Consider the following 19905-nt stretch of genomic DNA (forward strand, 5'->3'; position numbering starts at 1 on the left):
TGCGAGGAGTTAAATATTATGGCATTGGATTACAAAAAGGCAGGCGTTGACATTGAAGCAGGCTATAAGTCTGTTGAACTTATAAAAGGTTATGTAAAAGATACATTCAGACCTGAAGTACTTGGTGGTCTCGGTGGCTTTTCGGGAGCTTTTTCACTTAGCAAGATAAAAGATATGGAAGATCCGGTTCTTTTGTCCGGAACAGACGGAGTCGGAACAAAGATAAAGCTTGCGTTTCTTCTTGACAAGCATGATACGATCGGTATCGATGCGGTTGCAATGTGTGTAAACGACGTTGCATGTGCAGGCGGAGAGCCTTTATTCTTCCTTGATTACATCGCATGCGGAAAGAATATTCCCGAGAAGATCGCAGCAATAGTTAAGGGCGTTGCTGAAGGCTGTAAGCAGTCTGATGCCGCACTTATCGGTGGTGAGACGGCAGAACATCCCGGACTTATGCCTGAGGATGAGTATGACGTTGCAGGATTTGCGGTTGGCGTTGTTGACAGAAAAGATATGATCGACGGAAGCACAATAAAGGACGGAGACGTTCTTATCGGTGTTGCTTCAAGCGGCGTTCACAGTAACGGTTTTTCACTTGTAAGAAAAGTATTTGATATGACAAAAGAGAGTCTTGAGACATATTATGATGAGCTCGGTGCTACTCTCGGTGAGACACTTCTTACACCTACAAGAATCTATGTAAAGATGATGAAGGCAATCAAGAATGCCGGTGTTAAGGTTAAGGGATGCAGCCATATCACAGGCGGCGGATTCTATGAGAATGTGCCCAGAATGCTTCCTGACGGAATCAAGGCTGTAATTGAGAAGAACAGCTATGATATTCCTCCTATCTTCAAGCTTATGCAGGAAAAGGGCGGAATTGAAGAGCAGATGATGTACAACACATATAATATGGGACTTGGAATGGTTCTTGCCGTTGATCCAAGTGATGTAGATGCTGCAATGAATGCTATTGCTTCAGCCGGAGACAAGGCTTGGGTAGTAGGTAAGGCAGTTGCAGGTGAGAAGGGTGTAGAACTCGTATGAAGATAGCGGTTATGGTTTCCGGTGGCGGAACAAATCTTCAGGCAATAATCGACGGAATAGCTGACGGCTCTATAACAAATACAGAGATCTCGCTTGTATACAGCAACAATCCAAATGCTTATGCGATCGAGAGAGCCAAGAAAGCGGGTATTCCCTATGCGGTTAAGAGCCCAAAGGAATTTGACAGCAGAGATGAGTTTAATAAAGCCCTGCTTAAGATCTTACAGGATGCGAATCCGGATCTTATTGTTTTGGCAGGATGTCTTGTTGTTATTCCGGAGTGCGTTGTTAAGGCATTCCCCAACAAGATAATAAACATTCATCCTTCGCTTATACCGGCATTTTGCGGTACCGGGTTTTATGGACTTAAGGTACATGAGCAGGTGCTTAAGAGAGGCGTAAGAGTATCCGGTGCAACGGTTCATTTTGTTGACGAGGGAACGGATACCGGCCCGATAATATTGCAGAAGCCTGTTATGATCAGGCAGGATGATACTCCGGAAGTGCTTCAGAAACGTATTATGGAGCAGGCGGAGTGGAAAATTATGCCTATGGCGATAGACCTTATAGCCAATGGCAAAGTCAGAGTAGAAGATCACAAAGTTATTGTTGAAGGATACGAAGAGGAGAAGATTTTTTCATGAAGGTTTTAATAGTTGGCGGAGGCGGAAGAGAACATGCCATTGCTGAGGCTGTTTCCAGAAGCCCTCAGGTATCAAAAATATATTGCGCTCCCGGAAACGGCGGAATTGCCGAGCTTGCTGAGTGTGTGCCGATTACACCTATGGAGTTTGATAAGCTCGTTTCTTTTGCAAAAGAGAAAGAGATAGATCTTACGGTTATCGGAATGGACGATCCGCTTGTTGGCGGAATCGTAGATGCATTCGAAGCAGAGGGACTCAGAGTTTTCGGCCCCAGAAAGAATGCGGCAATACTTGAAGGAAGTAAGGCTTTTTCAAAAGACCTTATGAAGAAATACAATATTCCCACAGCTGCTTATGAGACATTTGATAATGCCGCAGATGCTCTTAAGTATCTCGAAACTGCTAAATTCCCCATTGTTCTTAAGGCTGACGGACTTGCGCTCGGCAAGGGCGTTCTTATCTGCAACAGTCTTGACGAAGCTAAGGATGGCGTAAAAGAGATCATGGAGGATAAGAAATTCGGAGATGCCGGAAATCACATGGTTATCGAAGAATTTATGACAGGTAGAGAAGTATCCGTATTGTCTTTTGTAGACGGAAAGACAATAAAGCTCATGTCTTCAGCTCAGGATCATAAGAGAGCGGGAGACGGAGACACCGGACTCAATACGGGAGGAATGGGCAATTTCTCACCCAGTCCTTTCTACACGGAAGAAGTAGATAAATTCTGCCGTGAAAATATATACAGCAGAACTGTGGAGGCTATGGCAAGTGAGGGAAGAGAGTTCAAGGGAGTAATATTCTTCGGACTCATGCTCACACAGGATGGTCCTAAAGTTCTTGAGTACAATGCGAGATTTGGAGATCCCGAGGCGCAGGTTGTTCTCCCCAGACTTAAGACAGATATCATAGACGTATTTAATGCATGTATCGATGGTAAGCTTGATCAGATCGATCTTGAATTTGAGGATAAAGCAGCTGTATGCGTTGTTCTTGCAAGTGAAGGATATCCGGTAAGCTATGAAAAGGGCAAACTTATTACAGGACTTGAGAACTTCAAGGGCAAAGACGGATATTATTGTTTCCATGCGGGAACAAAAGAAACTCCGGAGGGCATAGTTACCAACGGAGGAAGAGTTCTTGGTATCACTGCAAAGGGAGATACCTTGGAAGAAGCTCGCGCGAAGGCTTACGAAGCAACAGAGTGGGTAAGCTTTGATAACAAGTATATGCGCCACGATATAGGTAAAGCGATAGATGAAGCAAAGAAGTAATACGATCTGCAAAAGTGCCTGCAGTATAATGGCACAAATCCTAAGTTGAAAAGGAGGCTGTATGAAGAATACGATGGAAAAGATAATAAGAAACACTATACTTTCTCTAGCATTGTCATTAGCAGTTTTTATCGGCTTCGGGATTGGTGCGCATGCATTTACGACGACAACCGGAACTGTAACATCTGATAATGTAAAGGTGAGGAAGTCGGCAAGCACATCGTCAGATCAGGTATCAAGTGTAAAAAAAGGTGCTACGGTCGACATTCTCGGTGAGGAGACAGATGAATCCGGAACAATATGGTACAAGATCAAAGTTAAAGGCGATGAAACCGGATATATAAGAAACGATCTTGTCAGCAAATCAGGCGGATCTGAATCATCAGGGAATTCCACAGGCGGTTCAGGCACAACGGCTGTTGATCAGAAATCTGTAGAAGTTTTGGCTGAAAACGGAACTGTCAGACAGGGCGCGGGCACTGATAAAGATGCCGTAGGAAAAGTAAAAAAAGGTGATATAGTAACAATTACCGGTGAGACAAAAGGAGCTGACGGAAAGAAATGGTATGAAATATCTTTCGGAGAAAACGGCTCCAAAGGATTTGTAAGAAGCGATCTTGTTTCTGAGACTCCGGTTGTAGCATCAAAATCTGTTAAATCAGAGCAGACGGATGCTCCGTCAGATGAAGGAAGCCCGGATGTAATAGCGGATCTTGCCGCTGTGGATGATGTTATGGGTATTGAAGACGCCGGAGATGAAACAGGCGATGATTCGTCAGAAGATTCTGATATGCAGAGTGGTTCAGAGCCTACTGCTCCCACAGAGGCCGGAGACGGACAGTATACTATTTCATATGAAGATGATACATGGTATCTTACTGATTTCTCAGATGCAGAGAAGCCTCAGAAGATGCAGATTCCTCAGATTGTTAAACTTGCAAAACAGGCTAAGGAATTCCATGATAAACTGGCAGTATTTAAAAAGGTTATAATTGCAGTCGGCTCACTTGCCGTTGTATTGCTCGTTTTAGCTATTATTCTCGGAATCAGACTCAGAGACGCAGCTTATTATGATGAAGAAGAGGACGAAGAAGACGAAGATGTAGACGAGGAGGAAGACGAATATGATCGTTATTCGGCTCCTTCCAAGAAACGTTCTCGCGGGGCTGCAAGAGAGAAGATGAGAGATGACTCTGAAGAGGATGTAAGACCTAAGAGAAGACGTTCAAGAGAAGATGATGAGGATGAACCTCGTGAAAGCAGAAGAGTATCTCCCAGAAGAGCGGCAGCCGAAGAGACACAAGAGAGACCTTCAAGAAGAACAGTAACTCCTGATGACGATGAAAGAGTTGCGAGACCTTCAAGAGGTGAGAGACCTATGAGAAGAAGAGCTGACGATCAGGTTGAAGAGCGTCCTTCAAGAAGTGTTGAAGAAAGAACAGTAAGACCTTCAAGAAGAGATGACGATTCGATGTACGGAGATTCAAGATACGAAGAGAGACAGCCTTCAGAAAGACGTATGAGATCTGAGGAAGTTGAAAAGGAAGAGCCTTCATCAAGAAGAGCAAAGAATTTCCTTGGAGATGACGATGACTTCGAGTTCGAATTCCTTGACCTTGATGATGATGACAGATAATAGGTATTAAAAGAATAAGATTATATAAGACGCAGACCTGCGGTTTTTCCGAAGGAATGCGTCTTTTTTTCGGCTTTTTTCATTCAATAATTTGACGAATCTGTATCACGTGTTATACTAAATGTATCACAAGTATGCAATAGGAGGCGGAGATGATCATAGAAATTGATTTTAACAGTGATGAAGCTATTTATATTCAGCTTTGTAATCAGATCATTTTGGGCATAGCTACGTCTCAATTTCGTGAGGGAGAACAGCTTCCAAGTGTGAGGCAGCTTGCGGAAACTATTGGTATCAATATGCATACCGTCAACAAAGCATATTCAATCTTGCAGAGAGAAGGCTTTGTGAAGATAGACAGAAGACGCGGTGCGATAATTGCCATTGATATCAACAGGCTTCAGGCGCTTCAGGAGGCTCAGTCAGAGCTGGCGGTTGTTCTTGCAAGAGCAATTTGTAAGGGAATAGATCGAGACGAAATACATGAACTTGTAGATAAGCTTTATGATAATTACGAAAGGATAGATGGGATATGAATGATCAGTTCACTGTCATGGCCGAGGATGCACTCAGACTCGCCAAGAAAACAGCAAGAAATCTTAAACTTAACTATGTTGGAACCGAGCACATTCTTATGGGACTTATCCTTGAGGACGGAAGCGTTGCTTCCAGAATCCTTATCGATAACGGCATAGATGAAGCCAGAATGATGGACATGATAAAGGATCTTATTGTTCCCGGAAGCAGCGTAAGGACTCTTGACAGAGACGGTTTTTCTCCTAGAGCCGAGAAGGTTCTTGAGGATTCACATATCATGTCAGAGCGCTTTAAGGCAGATAAGACCGGAACAGAGCATATTCTTTTGGCCCTGATCAAAGAGGGAGAAAATGTTGCTGTAAGACTTATCAGCACACTTAATGTGCCTGTGCAGAAGATATATGCAGAAACTTTGGCTGCAATGGGAGAGGATCCAAATCTTGTAAAAGAAGACCTTGGAAGAAAGGTTAATCCCAGAGGGGGAAGAAGGGGATCTATCCTTGCTCAGTACAGCAGGGATATGACTGCGCTGGCACGCGAGAAAAAACTTGATCCCGTAATCGGAAGAGAAAGGGAAATACAAAGAGTTATTCAGATATTAAGCCGTAGGACCAAGAATAACCCCTGCCTCATAGGTGAACCCGGTGTCGGCAAGACGGCTGTAGTTGAAGCTCTTGCACAGCGAATAGTTTCCGGAAATGTGCCTTTTACAGTGCAGGATAAGAGATTGGTGACTCTGGATCTGTCCGGTATGATCGCAGGATCTAAGTACAGAGGTGAATTTGAGGAAAGAATTAAGAAGGTCATCAAAGAAGTCATTGATGACGGAAACATAATTCTTTTTGTTGATGAGATGCATACACTTATCGGAGCCGGCGGAGCAGAGGGGGCTATAGACGCGTCCAATATTCTTAAGCCGTCTCTTGCAAGAGGTGAGATTCAGATGATAGGCGCAACAACTATCACTGAGTATCGCAAATATGTTGAGAAGGATGCAGCACTTGAGAGGCGCTTCCAGCCCGTCAATGTAGAAGAACCTACCAAGGAAGAGACGGAAGAAATCTTGAAAGGTGTAGTAAGCAAGTATGAGGAGCATCACAGGGTAACCATTACTCCCGAAGCGCTTAAGGCTGCCGTTGAATTGTCTGAGAGATATATAAATGACAGAAATCTTCCCGATAAGGCTATCGATCTTATCGATGAGGCTGCTTCTGCGGTAAGACTTCATACAGTTGGAATATCGCCTAAGATCAAAGAGATTGAGAATGGTATTGCGGAATACGATCTTAAGATTGAGGAAGCACTTAAAAAGGATGATTTCGATCTTGCCGGACAGCTTAACAATGAGCAGAAGAAGCTTATTGCCAAGTATAACAGGGCTAAGAATGCAGATAAGAAAAAAGAGCTTTCTACGGGCCTTGTTGTAAATGAGAATGATATTGCGGAAGTTGTTGCCCAGTGGACAAGAATTCCGGTTAAAAAGATAGCCGAGAAGGAATCGGAGAAGCTTCTTAAGCTTGAATCTGTTCTTCATAAGAGAGTTATAGGCCAGGAAGAAGCCGTTAAGGCTATTTCAAAGGCAATCAGAAGAGGAAGAGTAGGACTTCAGGATCCCAACAGACCGATTGGTTCATTCTTGTTCCTTGGACCTACAGGTGTAGGTAAGACTGAGCTTTCGAAAGCTCTTGCGGAAGCTATGTTTGGCGATGAAAATGCGCTTATCAGAGTTGATATGTCCGAGTATATGGAAGGTCATTCAGTATCAAAGATGATCGGATCACCTCCGGGATATGTAGGATATGATGAGGGTGGACAGCTCAGTGAGAAAGTAAGAAGACATCCGTATTCTGTAATCTTATTTGATGAGATTGAAAAGGCACATCCCGATATTTTCAATGTACTTTTACAGGTACTTGATGATGGTCATATCACTGATTCAAAGGGACGCAAGGTAAGCTTTAAGAATACCATCCTTATTATGACATCCAATGTGGGAGCCCAGAAGATCGTGGATCCCAAGAAGCTTGGATTTGGTGCGGGAGATGATGCCAAGAAGGACTATGAAGATATGAAGTCCGGAGTTATGGAGGAAGTAAAGAGACTCTTTAAGCCGGAGTTTATCAACCGTATTGATGAAATACAGGTATTCCATACCCTTACGGAAAAAGAGATGATGGATATTGTTTCGCTTCTTTCACGCAATCTCAGCAAGAGATGTAAGGAGCAGTTGAATATCAATCTCACTATTTCACCTGCGGTAAAGAAATTCCTTATTGAGAAGCATTCTGACGCCAAAATGGGTGCAAGACCTCTTAAGAGGGCTATTCAGTCAGCTATTGAGGATGCGATGGCAGAAGAGCTTCTAAAGGGCAATATCAAGGCCGGAAGCGATGTTACGGTATCTTTAAAAGACAAGAAAATCGTATTTGTTTCCGCAGATGGTAAGAAAACTTCAGTAAAGAAGGTCGCTGTAAAGACAACCAAGCCCGGAAAGGCGCTTAAAACAAAGACTTCTGTGACTACAAAGAAGCCTGCTTCCAAGAAAAGTATAAAAAGTGCCAAAAAGACGTCAAAAAAATAAGTGAATTTTAAGTTTATAATTAGATGGATATGAATTATAATAATTATAACTATTATTAGCACCAAATCTCAGGAGGGTTATTATGGCTGTCGTAGAGCAGTTGATACGTGCCGAGAGTGATGGAAGCATCAGCTTCGGTAACTATGAGCTTAATGAAAAGAAAAAACTAGAAAACTTTGAACACAACGGAGATGTATTTAAAGTAAAGACCTTTAAGGACATTACAAAGCTTGAGTGTAACGATAATTTCGTATATGAATCCGTTCCGGGCACTGCAGTTTTAGGCTTTAAAGAGACAGAAGGAGGAGTTGAGTTTAGTGTGGAAGGCGAAAACGACGCACAGATCACACTCGGACTTCTTGAAAATACAGAGTACAGTGTTTGTGTAAACGGTAACAGCATCGGCAAGATGAGCACTAACCTCGGAGGTAAACTTAATCTGAGTGTTGAGTTATCGGGAAATGGCGCTATAAGCGTAAAAGTTGAGAAGTAAAAAAGTATAAGAAGGGCTTTTCGATGATATTCGAAGAGCCCTTTTTGAGTAGAGTTTGTTTGAGGAGAAAGGTGCGAAAGAATATGGCAACAAAGATAAAGACTGTTTTTTACTGCCAGAACTGCGGCTATGAATCGTCCAAATGGATGGGACAGTGTCCCGGATGTAAAGAATGGAATACCTTTGTGGAAGAGACTGTGAAGCCGGCGTCCAAAAAGCAGGGAATCACATCGGCAGGGCAGATAAGAGGAGAATACAGCAGTCCAAAATCTCTTTCTGAGATAGAAATGAAAGATGAGGAGAGGGCTGATACGCATATAAACGAACTTAACAGAGTGCTTGGAGGCGGCCTTGTAAGGGGCTCACTTATTCTTGTGGGCGGAGATCCGGGAATAGGCAAGTCAACACTTCTTCTTCAGGTTGCGGGCAATCTTTCGGGAGATAAGAAGGACGTTCTTTATATTTCAGGCGAGGAATCGCTTAGGCAGATAAAGCTTCGCGCCAACAGAATAGGAGATTTTTCCGAAACGTTGAAGTTTATGTGCGAGACCAATCTTGAGAATATTGAAGAAACAATAAACAGGGCAAAGCCTGAAGTTGTGATAATCGATTCGATACAGACGATGTTCAGCGATTCCGTGACATCGGCACCCGGAAGTGTTTCACAGGTAAGAGAATCTACAGCCGTGCTTCTGAGGATTGCCAAGAGTCTTAATATTACCGTATTCATAGTCGGACATGTGACCAAGGAAGGACAGGTTGCGGGACCGAGAGTACTTGAGCATATGGTTGATACCGTTCTTTATTTTGAGGGTGACAGGCATGCATCATACAGGATCCTTCGTGCAGTCAAAAACCGTTTCGGTTCAACAAATGAGATAGGCGTTTTTGAGATGCAGGAGAAAGGCCTTGCTGAAGTTACCAATCCTTCTGAGTTTATGCTTGAGGGAAAGCCCGAAAATGCCAGTGGTTCTATCGTTACATGTTCTGTAGAAGGAACGAGACCTATACTTATTGAGATTCAGGCGCTCGTATGCAGGAGCAATTTTGGATTTCCGAGGCGTCAGGCTAACGGAACAGATTATAACAGGGTTAATCTTCTTATGGCTGTTTTGGAGAAGAGAGTTGGGCTTCAGATGGGAGAATATGATGCATATGTAAATCTTGCGGGCGGAATGAAGCTTGCGGAGCCTTCACTTGACCTTGGAATCTGTATGGCGATTATCTCAAGTTTTAAGAACAAGCCTATAGGTGACGATGTCATTGCTTTTGGAGAGGTTGGACTTTCGGGTGAAGTAAGATCGGTAAATATGGCTGATTCAAGAGTTCAGGAAGCGGAGAAACTTGGATTTAAGACATGCATAGTTCCAAAGGCTCTTGAAAGTAAGCTTAAAAAGAGTGCAAAGAGTATAAATATTGTGGGCGTTTCATCTGTTGCAGATGCGATGAACTATATTTAAAAACAAAGAAAAGGCTTAGCCGTGGTATTTGCTGCCACTACTAAGCCTTGTTTTTTCTCTTATTCTTTTACCTTTATTTGTGACAGGTAGATTGCTGTTCCTGTCGCTAACAAGATGATCAATAATCTTAGATTTATGTTTGATTCATCAAATGTTTTTGACATTCTTGCAATTCTGCTGACTCCGAGAATCTTATTGTTTTCGGAGCTTGTCTTTTCCATTGCTTTTCCGCCTATTATAACCGCTTTTTTAGGAAGATCCTTTTCTTTTATACCTGTTGTGACAGGAGCATTGTCATCGCCTGAATTGCCACTTTTTTTGCTGTTATGACCATCGACAAGGACTAGCCGACCGTTTACACATTCTACGTTGTAGTATTTGGTCACATCATTGCCGTATTCGTCGACAATCCTGTAGCTTGTGATCTCGTTTACAGATGAGCCTATGCCGCTCTGACTTCCGTTGATGACAACATCTACGAGACTGTGGCCTTTAAGAAGTGAACCTGATGTGATCTCAACATTTTTGTTTGTTATAGTCTGTCCTGAATAGTTCTGCACGGTTGTTCCCGCTTCGATGGTGATCTTTCTGGATGTGACTTTTAACTGATCTGATGAAGGAGCTTTTTTTGTAATCCGGGATGATGGAATGGATGATATCACATTTCCTGCGTCATCAACAACTTTTACAACAATATCTTCAGGTGCGATTTCCTTATTGTCAAATATAAAAGGAATCTTATAAGTCGCGATCTGCTTGGCAACTACATAAGCGGCATCAATATTTACCCAATAACGGATGCCGTTGTGTTCGAAATAAGTACCTGAACCGTTTTCTCCTGCATGGACTTCTTGTTTTAATAAATTACCGAGTGCATCGAAAAAAGATGTTACATAATTTGTGGCTGAATTGTTGTCTTTTACCGTTATGTTGAAACCGCCGATGTAGTGGTCTTTGCCGTCATATTCAAATGCCGGGGTGTTACATGCGGTCTCGATATTGATGGTAACATCCGGAACGGGACCGTTTGGAATTATCTCAGGATCTGCTTTTACAGGCTGATCTTTTTCTTCAACTTTTTCATCCACTTTATCTATTGGAATGCTTCGTTTCCTTATTACGCCGTCTACATAGATGTCATTGGAGTAGGTTGCGTCAATGACATACCAGGCAATATACTGCGTGGCGGGATCAAAAGCAAAGCCTTTGCCGAATTCTTCTGCAGTAGGATAGCGGAGCAGTGAAGCGGCTATACTATTTTGCAGGGTTATACCATTTATTTTGTTGCCGCTATCTGAAATGGAAGAGGTAAATTGGGTGTTTGTGCCCTCTTCGATGGCATCGTCCAATTGTATCTCGGCTATATAGCTGTTGCCTATAGTAGAATATGCGGTTGAACTGTCAATTTCGCCTTCTGAACTATCGAGAATACGGAAGGTTACCCTGCATTTCGGCGGTTCTTTAGTAGCTTCTTCAACTTCTTTATATTCTTCGACCGGAAATGGATCCACTTCAACTAAATCTATTTGATTGGATTCTTTAATCGGCTGGTCTGCCGGTTTATTATATGGTTCTTTTTGGGGATTTATTGATGAATTATCAATGGATGTCTCAGCAACGTAGGTCGGTTCATCATTATTTTTGTCATCCTGTTCAAGTATTACTTCTTTTTTCTGTGTATTGTCTAAAGAAGTACTTCCGGTGCTTGCAATGTTGCTCTGAAGGTCGTTATTGTCTTCTTTTGCGTGCGTCGGAACAGAGGAACAGAAACATTCCGCAATAGTCATAACTGCGATCAACACAGCGGGAACTACCGCAGAGATACCTCTCTTGCGCATATATGATTACTCCTGTATTTCAAATATAAATATTCCAAATTTTAATATTACGAATTATAATAACATAATCCTAAACTTTTTGTAAAATAAGTCGATAAAATTTATATACTGAATACATATACTATCCGGAGGATGATGATAGATTATGAAAAACTTAGGAATAAAGGCTGTTTCAGCGCTTCTTTCGGCGGCTGTTTTTATGGGAGTTTCTTTTTCGGGAGTGGCAACTGTAGAGACTTTCGCCGTTGATGATCCGTATACGGCATTTTCAAAGGCAACTACCGTATATAACGGAGTTGATTATAAGGCGGAATATAATCCGTTGTATTATTATCTGAACTATGCGGATCTGAGAAATGCTTTTGGCGCAAATCCGGATAAACTTGTTGAGCACTGGGTTATCTTTGGTAAAAAAGAGGGCAGGGTTGCCAACAAACTTATAGGAGACAGCACGGAGTTTGTTGTTCCCACGGGAGAAAAGGATGTTATCGTCATTCCAAAGACAAAGCATGATAACGGAGGAATGACATACGATCAGGAAATACAGGCCAGAAATATTGCAAAGCAGATCGCCGAAGCTATTGAAAATGCCGCAGATGCAGGAAATACATCGTCATCATCCGGTTCTTCGGGATCGTCAAAGTCTAAGTCATCCAAGAAAAAGGCTATTAAAGACGTTGAGAAGGTTGCATATGCTGCAGGAATAGTCAAAGCATACTGCGACCTTGGTACATATACCACAAAGGGTAAGATGTACCGCACGGCATACGGAGTCTTTATCGGAGGCGAGTATTCATGCGCGGGAGCGACAAGAGCGCTTGGACTTATCCTTGATTATCTTGGAATATCATGGGTTCATAAGAATATAAATTCATGGGAAGATCAGTGGTGCCAGGTTATTGTCGACGGTAAAGAGGGTTACGGAGACGGAATTGCAGCAACAGCAGGTTACGGGAAGCATCCCAATGAGGGCGGCGATGAAAAAGATGTTGTTTCGTATTCTAAGATAAGATATAAATTTGAAGTGGCAACAGAGAAGCCAAAGAAGGAAAAGTAATGAATGAGAACACGATGCGGAGAGCTAAGAGAGTCGCGGCATTTATAGTTTCTTTTGCGGTAGCGGTCGCAGCGACAATTAATTCGGGAGCTTCGGGAACTACTGAGATTAATGCGCTTACTTTTAGCAAGAATCCGGAAATTACAACGGTTCATATAGGAAGTGATGTACAGTCCATTACATCGGACGCGTTTAAGGGGCTTTTTAAACTAAAATCAGTTACTGTCAGCGAGAAGAACCCTTATTATTCGTCATTTAGTGACTGTCTTTACAATAAGAATAAAACGGTTCTGTTGTGCTTTCCGCCGGCGCTTACAAGTGCAAGGATTCCGGCAAGCGTTACTTCGATAGGCGAAAATGCGCTTCTTGGAGTGGGGACGGAGCTGAAGAATCAGATAATAGATGCTGTTAACGGACAGGAAGGCGAGAACCTTACTGAGGACAAGGTGCCGGGAGAACATTTTGTTCATACGCAGTACGGTATCAGGTGGAAGGATAAAAAAGGAAATCTGACCGAGCCCAAAAGTGAGATAATGAGACTTACGGCTTCTGTTGTCGAAGCGTGTACAGATGGCACGATGACGCAGAGCAGGCAGCTTGAAAGATGTTTTAATTACTTCATAAACGAGGTTTCCTATGAAAGGGAAATGAAAGTTCCGGTAGGAGATTGGACGAGTGATTACGCGTGCCGGATTCTTTTTACCGGAAAGGGAAACTGCTATAAATATGCGGCGGCGTTTGCTTATATAGCCAGGGGGCTGGGGTATGAGGCAAAGGTGTGCAGCGGAACGGTAGCGGCTGCAAGTGGAGGAAGAACGCCACATGCATGGACGGAAGTAAAAATCGGCGACAACTGGTATATTTTTGACACAGAGATGCAGGATGCAAAGGGAAGCGGATATTACAAGCAGACTTATGACAAATATCCTGCGGGGCCTATTGAGAAATCATCGTCCTGGACTGTATTTTATCAGTAAAAAAAGGCTAAGTGCTTTTTTATACCGCGCGGGCGCGGGTTAGCCCGTAAATTATTATTTTTTTGAGGGGATTTTTAAGTAATGAAAAAAGTAGCAGCAACAACATTGGTATTTATGGGATTGATGGCTTGCGTCATTGTATTCAACATCATTTTGTGTGTGGCAGTACCGGAATACAAAGACTTTTTGACGACGGCTGTCGCGGAAGAAACGACGCCTCCTGTTGTAAAGGCATCAACCGTAAGTGTTACCAAAAAGAACGAAAAACCGACGGAAAAGAAGTTGACACTTGAGGAACTTAAGGAGAAATATGATATTTCCGCTTTGGCATGCAGTTCATCATGCGATGAAGAGTGTGGTGGCGGTGCGGAGCTTACAATTGTAGATAAGGCTTACCATGAAGATTGCGGAACCGGAAAGGGTTACTGGGTTATTACCTATTCTGACGGAAGTACTGCGGTTGAATGATCATAATTCATAATTTAGTTTTTGATAGGTGCTGACATGATCTTGAATTAAGTCAGCACCTTTATATTTATGGAGAGGAATAAAAGAAATGAGAAGGAAATTGTTTGAAGTATTGACAGTTTCTGTTTTGATTACTGCGTTGCTTGCAGGATGTTCTGAAAAAAATATCGAAGAGACGGAAGCTGATGCGGCTGCGAGCGTGGCGTCTTCAGCAGAAGAAAAGGAGATGACTCCCGCCGATATGAGGGTTGGAGTATTTATTTACAAGTTATCCGACACATATATGTCTTTATTTAAGGATGAGCTTATAAAAGACCTTGTGAAAGCGGGCTTTAAGGAAGAAAACATCACTGTAGTCAATTCTGCGGTGAGCCAGGGATATCAGATGTTGCAGCTTAGAAAGCTTATTGCTTCGGGTGTTGATATTCTTGTCGTCAATCCGGTTAATACATCTAAGACGGCTGAAGTTACGGATCTTGCGATGGAAGCCGAAGTTCCGCTTGTATATGTTAATCGTGAGCCCGATGCAGCCGAAGAGATAAGGTGGGAAAGCGAAAGCATGCCAGTTACTTATATTGGTTGTGATGCAAGACAGGCAGGAACTTTTCAGGGAAAAATCATAATGGATCTCGGCTTTGAAAATATTGATAAGAATGGAGACGGTGTTCTGCAATATATCATGGTCAAAGGAGAAAAAAACAACGCGGATACCTATTTTAGGACAAGATATTCAATAGACGCACTAAAAAAAGCGGGATGGAATGTTGAAAAGCTTGCTGAAGGCAACGGCAACTGGGATAAGAATGTGGCGGAATATGTTGTCACCGAGGCTCTGGAAGAAAATCCTTCTCCGGAAGTAATTATCTGCAACAATGACATGATGGCTATCGGTGCTCTTGAAGCTGTAAGCAAATCCGGCCTTGTAGCGGGGGATGATGTTTACATTATCGGTGCAGATGCTTTTGAAGTCGCACTCGAGAAAATCCTTGAAGGAAAAATCGTCGGAACCGTATTCAACAACTATGTCGAGCAGGCCCGCCTTACGACAGGAACGATACTTTCATACATGAAGAAGCAGAACGTAGCTCATTTTTACGGCAGTGATTATGTTAAAGTCACGAAAGAGAACGCTGAGACTATACTTGGGATAATCAGAGAGGGTGATGAGACGGAGGAAGAGTATTAAGGGTGCTGAAGTTTATTTTTCAGCAGCTCTAAGTATTTTGCTTGCTTTAACAGCGTCAGAAAAATCTTGTTCTGATACGCCGGATTCCAACATCGTTGGAAGAATTGTTGCTTTAAATGCCTCCAAGGCTTCTTTTGAGAATTCGTCAAAGATTATATATGTTCTGGCATAATCAAACACAGCAGGAGCGATTCTTGAGTTAATCCAGTCAATGATTGTAAAACTGTTGCCGGCATCAGAGGTCATTATGTTCAAAAAATGCATATCTAAATGACAGACACAGGATTTATGTTTTGCTGAAAGCCTTTCTATAATTGGCAAAACAATTTCTTTATCGTGATCTGGAATGCTCATTCCTGCAGTATCTGATAAACGAGGCATATTTATCCCGGAAATATCTTTGCTGTGTACAAAACTAAAGGCATCGGAAAGGATTTCCATACAGGTAATATCTCTTTTTCTTGCCCTGGTTTCTAATGTTTCTCCTTCAACAAAATCCATTTTTACAATGTGATCATCTTCTGTATCATAGTATCTTACCGGGCTTAGGCCGGATATGTTTACTTCTTTTTGCTGTTTTTTTTCAAAATCAATCCATTCAGTCGGATAAGATTTATCATAGATTTTATATGCATATCCGTGGTAGAGAACCACTTTTGCCTGTGCACCTTTGCCTATTTCTTTCTGTGTTCCGTCAAATATTGTATTCATGTTTTTTCCCCTTGACTCCCCAATTCAGTTTTATTTTTCAATTGTATCAAACTAATCTTTATAAGCAAAAGGCTTAATAGTTTTTTTAGCTTTGTTTTTGTCTGAGTATAGTATTATATTAATACCCTTTTTCGTAAGATGTGAATGGAGGTATTATGCACGAAACAACTCAAATATCGTATGAGTTGGGCACGGTGAATATTATCCTTAATTCTGAAAGTAGGATCGGTCAGGATGCTCCAAACTTTCGTTTTACAGACTACGACCAAGTACTGTACTCCTGCTTTACGCCAAAAGAATTAGAGCAGATAGCAGAAGGTGGCAGTGCCGAACTCATTTTTAATCTGATAATGAAAGATCCGCTAAGCAGCGATCTTACCGACAGCCCGTTATCTGACTTTGCAGAACTTCCCAGAAAAATCTTTGAAGGACTTACCGAAGGTGTATACATGAATCTTGATGTATACAAAACATTTGGGAATATGGAGCAGTCAGAACTTGAGATGTTCTACGAAAATATAGATTTTCAACTCGACATTCCTTTATCTCTCATAAAAGAAAATCGTGAATACTTTATATACTCGGATTTCATGGGAAGTACCGAATTATTCGAAGATATAGATAAAGAAATTGAAACAATATCCATAAACACAAACGCAATAGGTACGAGTTTGCTCCTTTACAGAGAGATGCCGATTATAGCAAATGCAAAAGTAAATTATGACAATAGTTATGTGCAGCAACCCCAGTATTTATGCGTGATTGGCATAATTGCACTCATCCTTTTGTGGAAGAGAATTGACTTTTTACATAAAAAAGAATAAAAAACCTATTGCTTTTCTCAAAACAGCGTTATATAATGGAGAACGTCGTCGGGGTGTGGCTCAGTTGGTAGAGCACTATCTTAGGGAGGTAGGGGCCGCGTGTTCGAATCACGTCACTCCGACTAATAAAAACCGCTCAGTTGAGCGGTTTTTTGTTGCTCATTTTTAAAATTTGTTTGACCAAATGTTTGACCTACTAGCCGAGAAGCGCCTCAAGGCTTGATTTTGACAATGTTCTGTTATTTTGCTTGTTATAATACCTTGTCATTGTGCTATCGGCATGTCCTGCGGTTACTCTGATCTGGTCTTCAACCATTTGCATAGAATAGGCTTCCTGAATTGCCCCGCGTCTTTGCGCATGAGTTGACATGGGCTCTATCCCAATATCTTCACAATATGCCTTTATATGGCCATTAACGCGGTTTGTACTTATCGGAAGTTTTCCTTTACTGTTAAAAACGTACTTCTTTTGACCATTGATGAGATAAAGCTCTTTCAATATGCTTAATGCCTTATCTGTCAGTGGGATTTCTCTAGCCACTTCATCAGCCTTCAAATGCTCATCATCAACGACTACGAGTTTTCCATCAACTTCTCTCTTTGATAATGAGTGCTTTATTGTAAGTGTCTCTTTTTCAAAATCGACATCGTCCCAAGTAATTGCAAGCCATTCACCGACTCTCTGCATCGATGTGAGCCAGAATCTGATTGCAAGCGAATATACAGTTTGCTCAGGAAGAGCTTTTAGGTGTTTTTCAAGTTTTAAACGCCAATCTTTTGAAGTTGCTTTCTTTTTGCTTATGTTTCTTGCTTTCTTCGGACACATGTTGTTTGGAAGAGAAATAACAGGATTGACGGTTATTATCTTTTGCCATATAGCATAGTCAAAAGTTTGCTTAAGCACGCTTTTTGCTTGGTCGATCTGCCTTGCATTGTATTTTCTGCTTGCGGTAAGCCTTTTAAAGGCATCAATTATATCGCCGGAAATTACAGTTTGTATTGGGAGTGTTGTTAAAATGTCATTTGCCCAATATTTATTCCAATATTGATCCTTGCGCTTTGCTGTGCTTGTAGGGTAAGTAACAGAACCATCATTATCTACTATTGGTGTATGGTTGTGCTCTGAAAAGAGATTAAACACATCCTGTACAGATACAGTTGCATTATATGAATTAGATGCGGGAAGCATTCTCCCGATTACTTTTTGATATAACGCTTCAACAGAAGTAGCAGATATCTGTTTTCTCTTACCATCCGTAGTTATAGACACTACATATAAAGTTTTATTAGGCTTTTTTACAGTGGTTATCTTTTTTCCAAGTTCTTTTTCGATAGCTTGAATTTTGAGTTGTAAAATTTGTTTTTCCAAGTCTTTGATAACAGCACCGACTGAGTTTATAGTAGCATAGTCAGAATCTGTTTCCAATCGGAGCTTCTTGGAATTGAGAATGCTTATTTGTTCAAAGATAGTTTGCTGTGAATCATTGGTGTTTTCTGATGTGAGCGCCGGTATACTGATGGAGGTACCAGCAAAATCATATTTAGTTTTCATATGAGCTTGTCCCTCCTTCATTATTTTGGGCATTTATAAGACAGGTGAAAATCGCGCAAAACCCTACTGTATCTAGTGTTAGGCACATAGGCACGATTTATGAAGTCAGTTAAAATTTTTATATGAGTAAAATGAAATTGATCAAAAACGTATGCCTTTCCGCCATTTAGCCTTTGAAGGGAATATCTTTTAACGTGTGGATAGCACATATTCCCTTATAGCCACGGGCTGTTTTATTATCAACAGACGCGTTTTTTAAATATATAAGCCCAAGTTTATCTGCACGTTGTCGTAGTTCTTTCGAAAAAGAGCTTTCGGAACGAATCTTGATAAGATTGTCATTGCCCCATAGGCAATATGCTTCATATAGCTCTTTGGTAGTCGCAATGGCATTTTTATCAAATGTGATATATCCTTCAGATTCAAAAAAATCAAGAATGCTGTCTTCCTCTCTGCGCAACTCGGCTTGGCTTTGTAAAGTTCGTTCGCTTATAGTGAAGTGAAATTCATTTTTGATAAGTCTTTTCAAACCTTCAAGGCACCATAAAGCTATTCCTTCAGTTTCTTCGGATAATTTTGCAGAAAGATTTCTGTCATCAACTCTGTTTTGCGATTTTTCTTTTACCCTGATGGTTATTTGTCTGCGATAGAACCCGTCGGATTTATCATACAGAGAACTGAGCGAACCATTTCCGAAAGCCATAATTCTAACATTTAGATAACCTTGATAACTTTGCTTTCCTTTGCGCTCAAGATTCATTTTATCTTCCATGGTTACTACAGCTTTTATAACTCCGGTGTCAGTAAGAGCTTCCATTTTCATATCATCATCAATCATAAGGAGCATCCCTTCCTGATCTGCCAAACTGAATCTGTTATTTGCCAGAGTGCTAATGCTGCATATAGTCATGTTGTTTCCAAGAAGGTTTCTGCATACGAATCCGACTCTTGATTTGCCTTCTCCACCGTTTCCGATTAAGAGCAACATGGCTTGGGCTTTTGTCGTTGGTATAAGGATATATCCCATAAATTCTTGTAGAGTATATATGTCTTCAGGATAGAGTAGTTCGTCAAGAAAACGTAACCATCTGGTTGGAGGGACAGCGTCTGAATTATAATTAACAGGTAATCTGTTAGAGCAAAATTCTTTTTCGGGAACAAAACCACCGTCAATAAAATATGTTCCATTCTTAAAATGAATCCTGTCTGTATGCTTAGGAATAATCTCACACATGGATTCATATCTCAGCGCATCTAATATTTGTTTGGCTCTTTTGACAATATTTGTTTTTACATATGGCTTAAGGGCATCAACGATTTCTTTTTTGAGTTTTTCTTCGCTGATAATTCCGTCAATGTCATAAAAGATTCCTCCGACATATTTAAGAGGATGTTTGCTGATGAACCAAGTACAAAATTCTACTTCATCAATCTTATTATTTTTGTTGTCATACCAGCTTGGAGTTTCATTTGTAAATTCAAATTGTTTGGCAACATCAAGCAGAGCTCTCTTTGTATTTTCATCTAAGTTGTTCCATTCGTTTTTCAATAGTAATAACCTTCCTTCCATAATTTGTAATAAAAAAAAGCCCTGTCAGAAATATTTCCGTAAAGTAG

17 protein-coding genes and 1 tRNA gene are annotated in these 19905 nt (G+C 41.3%); 14 read left to right on the top strand and 4 right to left on the bottom strand.

Annotated elements, in window-relative coordinates; translation table 11 throughout:
- The first annotated feature begins 24 nt into the window (after positions 1-24).
- From purM to radA, 8 genes are all read left to right on the top strand, one after another.
- Complete coding sequence (gene purM, locus G628_RS0109120; RefSeq protein ID WP_027208983.1) at positions 25-1050, top strand: phosphoribosylformylglycinamidine cyclo-ligase; 1026 nt, start codon at positions 25-27, stop codon at positions 1048-1050.
- Positions 1047-1694, top strand: a complete 648-nt coding sequence (gene purN / locus G628_RS0109125) for a phosphoribosylglycinamide formyltransferase (RefSeq protein WP_026655386.1) — start codon at positions 1047-1049, stop codon at positions 1692-1694. The genes purM and purN overlap by 4 nt, the downstream gene beginning before the upstream one ends.
- Positions 1691-2968 (top strand): phosphoribosylamine--glycine ligase, encoded by a 1278-nt coding sequence (gene purD, locus G628_RS0109130; RefSeq protein ID WP_026655385.1) that lies wholly within the window; start codon positions 1691-1693, stop codon positions 2966-2968. The genes purN and purD overlap by 4 nt, the downstream gene beginning before the upstream one ends.
- Positions 2969-3029: 61 nt before the next feature.
- Positions 3030-4604, top strand: coding sequence for an SH3 domain-containing protein (locus tag G628_RS18145; protein WP_026655384.1), 1575 nt, complete (start codon positions 3030-3032; stop codon positions 4602-4604).
- 152 nt (positions 4605-4756) lie between these two features.
- Positions 4757-5140, top strand: coding sequence for a GntR family transcriptional regulator (locus G628_RS0109140; RefSeq protein WP_026655383.1), 384 nt, complete (start codon positions 4757-4759; stop codon positions 5138-5140).
- Positions 5137-7722: an ATP-dependent Clp protease ATP-binding subunit gene (locus G628_RS0109145; RefSeq protein WP_026655382.1), complete on the top strand. Its 2586-nt coding sequence runs from the start codon at positions 5137-5139 to the stop codon at positions 7720-7722. Before G628_RS0109140 ends, G628_RS0109145 begins: the two co-directional genes overlap by 4 nt.
- 82 nt (positions 7723-7804) lie before the next feature.
- Positions 7805-8215, top strand: coding sequence for a hypothetical protein (locus G628_RS0109150; protein ID WP_026655380.1), 411 nt, complete (start codon positions 7805-7807; stop codon positions 8213-8215).
- An 83-nt stretch (positions 8216-8298) separates the two neighbouring features.
- Positions 8299-9675, top strand: coding sequence for a DNA repair protein RadA (gene radA / locus G628_RS0109155; RefSeq protein WP_026667548.1), 1377 nt, complete (start codon positions 8299-8301; stop codon positions 9673-9675).
- A 59-nt stretch (positions 9676-9734) separates the two neighbouring features.
- On the opposite strand, the gene G628_RS0109160 is transcribed toward radA, so the two are convergent.
- Positions 9735-11513 (bottom strand): hypothetical protein, encoded by a 1779-nt coding sequence (locus G628_RS0109160; RefSeq protein ID WP_027208984.1) that lies wholly within the window; start codon positions 11511-11513, stop codon positions 9735-9737.
- Positions 11514-11658: 145 nt separating this feature from the next.
- Here G628_RS0109160 and G628_RS18150 point away from each other — a divergent pair, with 145 nt between their 5' ends.
- From G628_RS18150 to G628_RS0109180, 4 genes are all read left to right on the top strand, one after another.
- On the top strand, positions 11659-12570 hold the full coding sequence (locus tag G628_RS18150) for a hypothetical protein (protein ID WP_026655377.1): 912 nt from the start codon (positions 11659-11661) through the stop codon (positions 12568-12570).
- The gene (locus G628_RS0109170; RefSeq protein WP_026655376.1) at positions 12570-13547 is read left to right on the top strand and encodes a transglutaminase domain-containing protein; all 978 of its coding nucleotides are present in this window, start codon (positions 12570-12572) and stop codon (positions 13545-13547) included. Before G628_RS18150 ends, G628_RS0109170 begins: the two co-directional genes overlap by 1 nt.
- An 81-nt stretch (positions 13548-13628) precedes the next feature.
- The gene (locus G628_RS0109175; RefSeq protein ID WP_026655375.1) at positions 13629-14015 is read left to right on the top strand and encodes a hypothetical protein; all 387 of its coding nucleotides are present in this window, start codon (positions 13629-13631) and stop codon (positions 14013-14015) included.
- An 88-nt stretch (positions 14016-14103) separates the two neighbouring features.
- Complete coding sequence (locus G628_RS0109180) at positions 14104-15201, top strand: substrate-binding domain-containing protein (RefSeq protein ID WP_027208985.1); 1098 nt, start codon at positions 14104-14106, stop codon at positions 15199-15201.
- Between the two features lie 12 nt (positions 15202-15213).
- Here the strand turns inward: G628_RS0109180 and G628_RS0109185 are convergent, their stop codons facing one another.
- Complete coding sequence (locus tag G628_RS0109185) at positions 15214-15912, bottom strand: phosphotransferase (RefSeq protein ID WP_026667543.1); 699 nt, start codon at positions 15910-15912, stop codon at positions 15214-15216.
- A 155-nt stretch (positions 15913-16067) separates the two neighbouring features.
- Here G628_RS0109185 and G628_RS0109190 point away from each other — a divergent pair, with 155 nt between their 5' ends.
- Positions 16068-16736, top strand: coding sequence for a hypothetical protein (locus G628_RS0109190; RefSeq protein ID WP_027208986.1), 669 nt, complete (start codon positions 16068-16070; stop codon positions 16734-16736).
- Positions 16737-16785: 49 nt separating this feature from the next.
- Positions 16786-16858 (top strand) — tRNA-Pro (locus G628_RS0109195).
- A 74-nt stretch (positions 16859-16932) separates the two neighbouring features.
- Here the strand turns inward: G628_RS0109195 and G628_RS0109200 are convergent.
- Complete coding sequence (locus tag G628_RS0109200; RefSeq protein WP_026655369.1) at positions 16933-18321, bottom strand: tyrosine-type recombinase/integrase; 1389 nt, start codon at positions 18319-18321, stop codon at positions 16933-16935.
- Between the two features lie 133 nt (positions 18322-18454).
- Complete coding sequence (locus tag G628_RS0109205; protein ID WP_027208988.1) at positions 18455-19837, bottom strand: DNA primase family protein; 1383 nt, start codon at positions 19835-19837, stop codon at positions 18455-18457.
- Positions 19838-19905 lie beyond the last annotated feature (68 nt).

The organism is Butyrivibrio hungatei NK4A153, from assembly GCF_000424465.1.
In the GTDB taxonomy this organism is placed as follows: Bacteria; Bacillota; Clostridia; order Lachnospirales; family Lachnospiraceae; genus Butyrivibrio; species Butyrivibrio hungatei_A.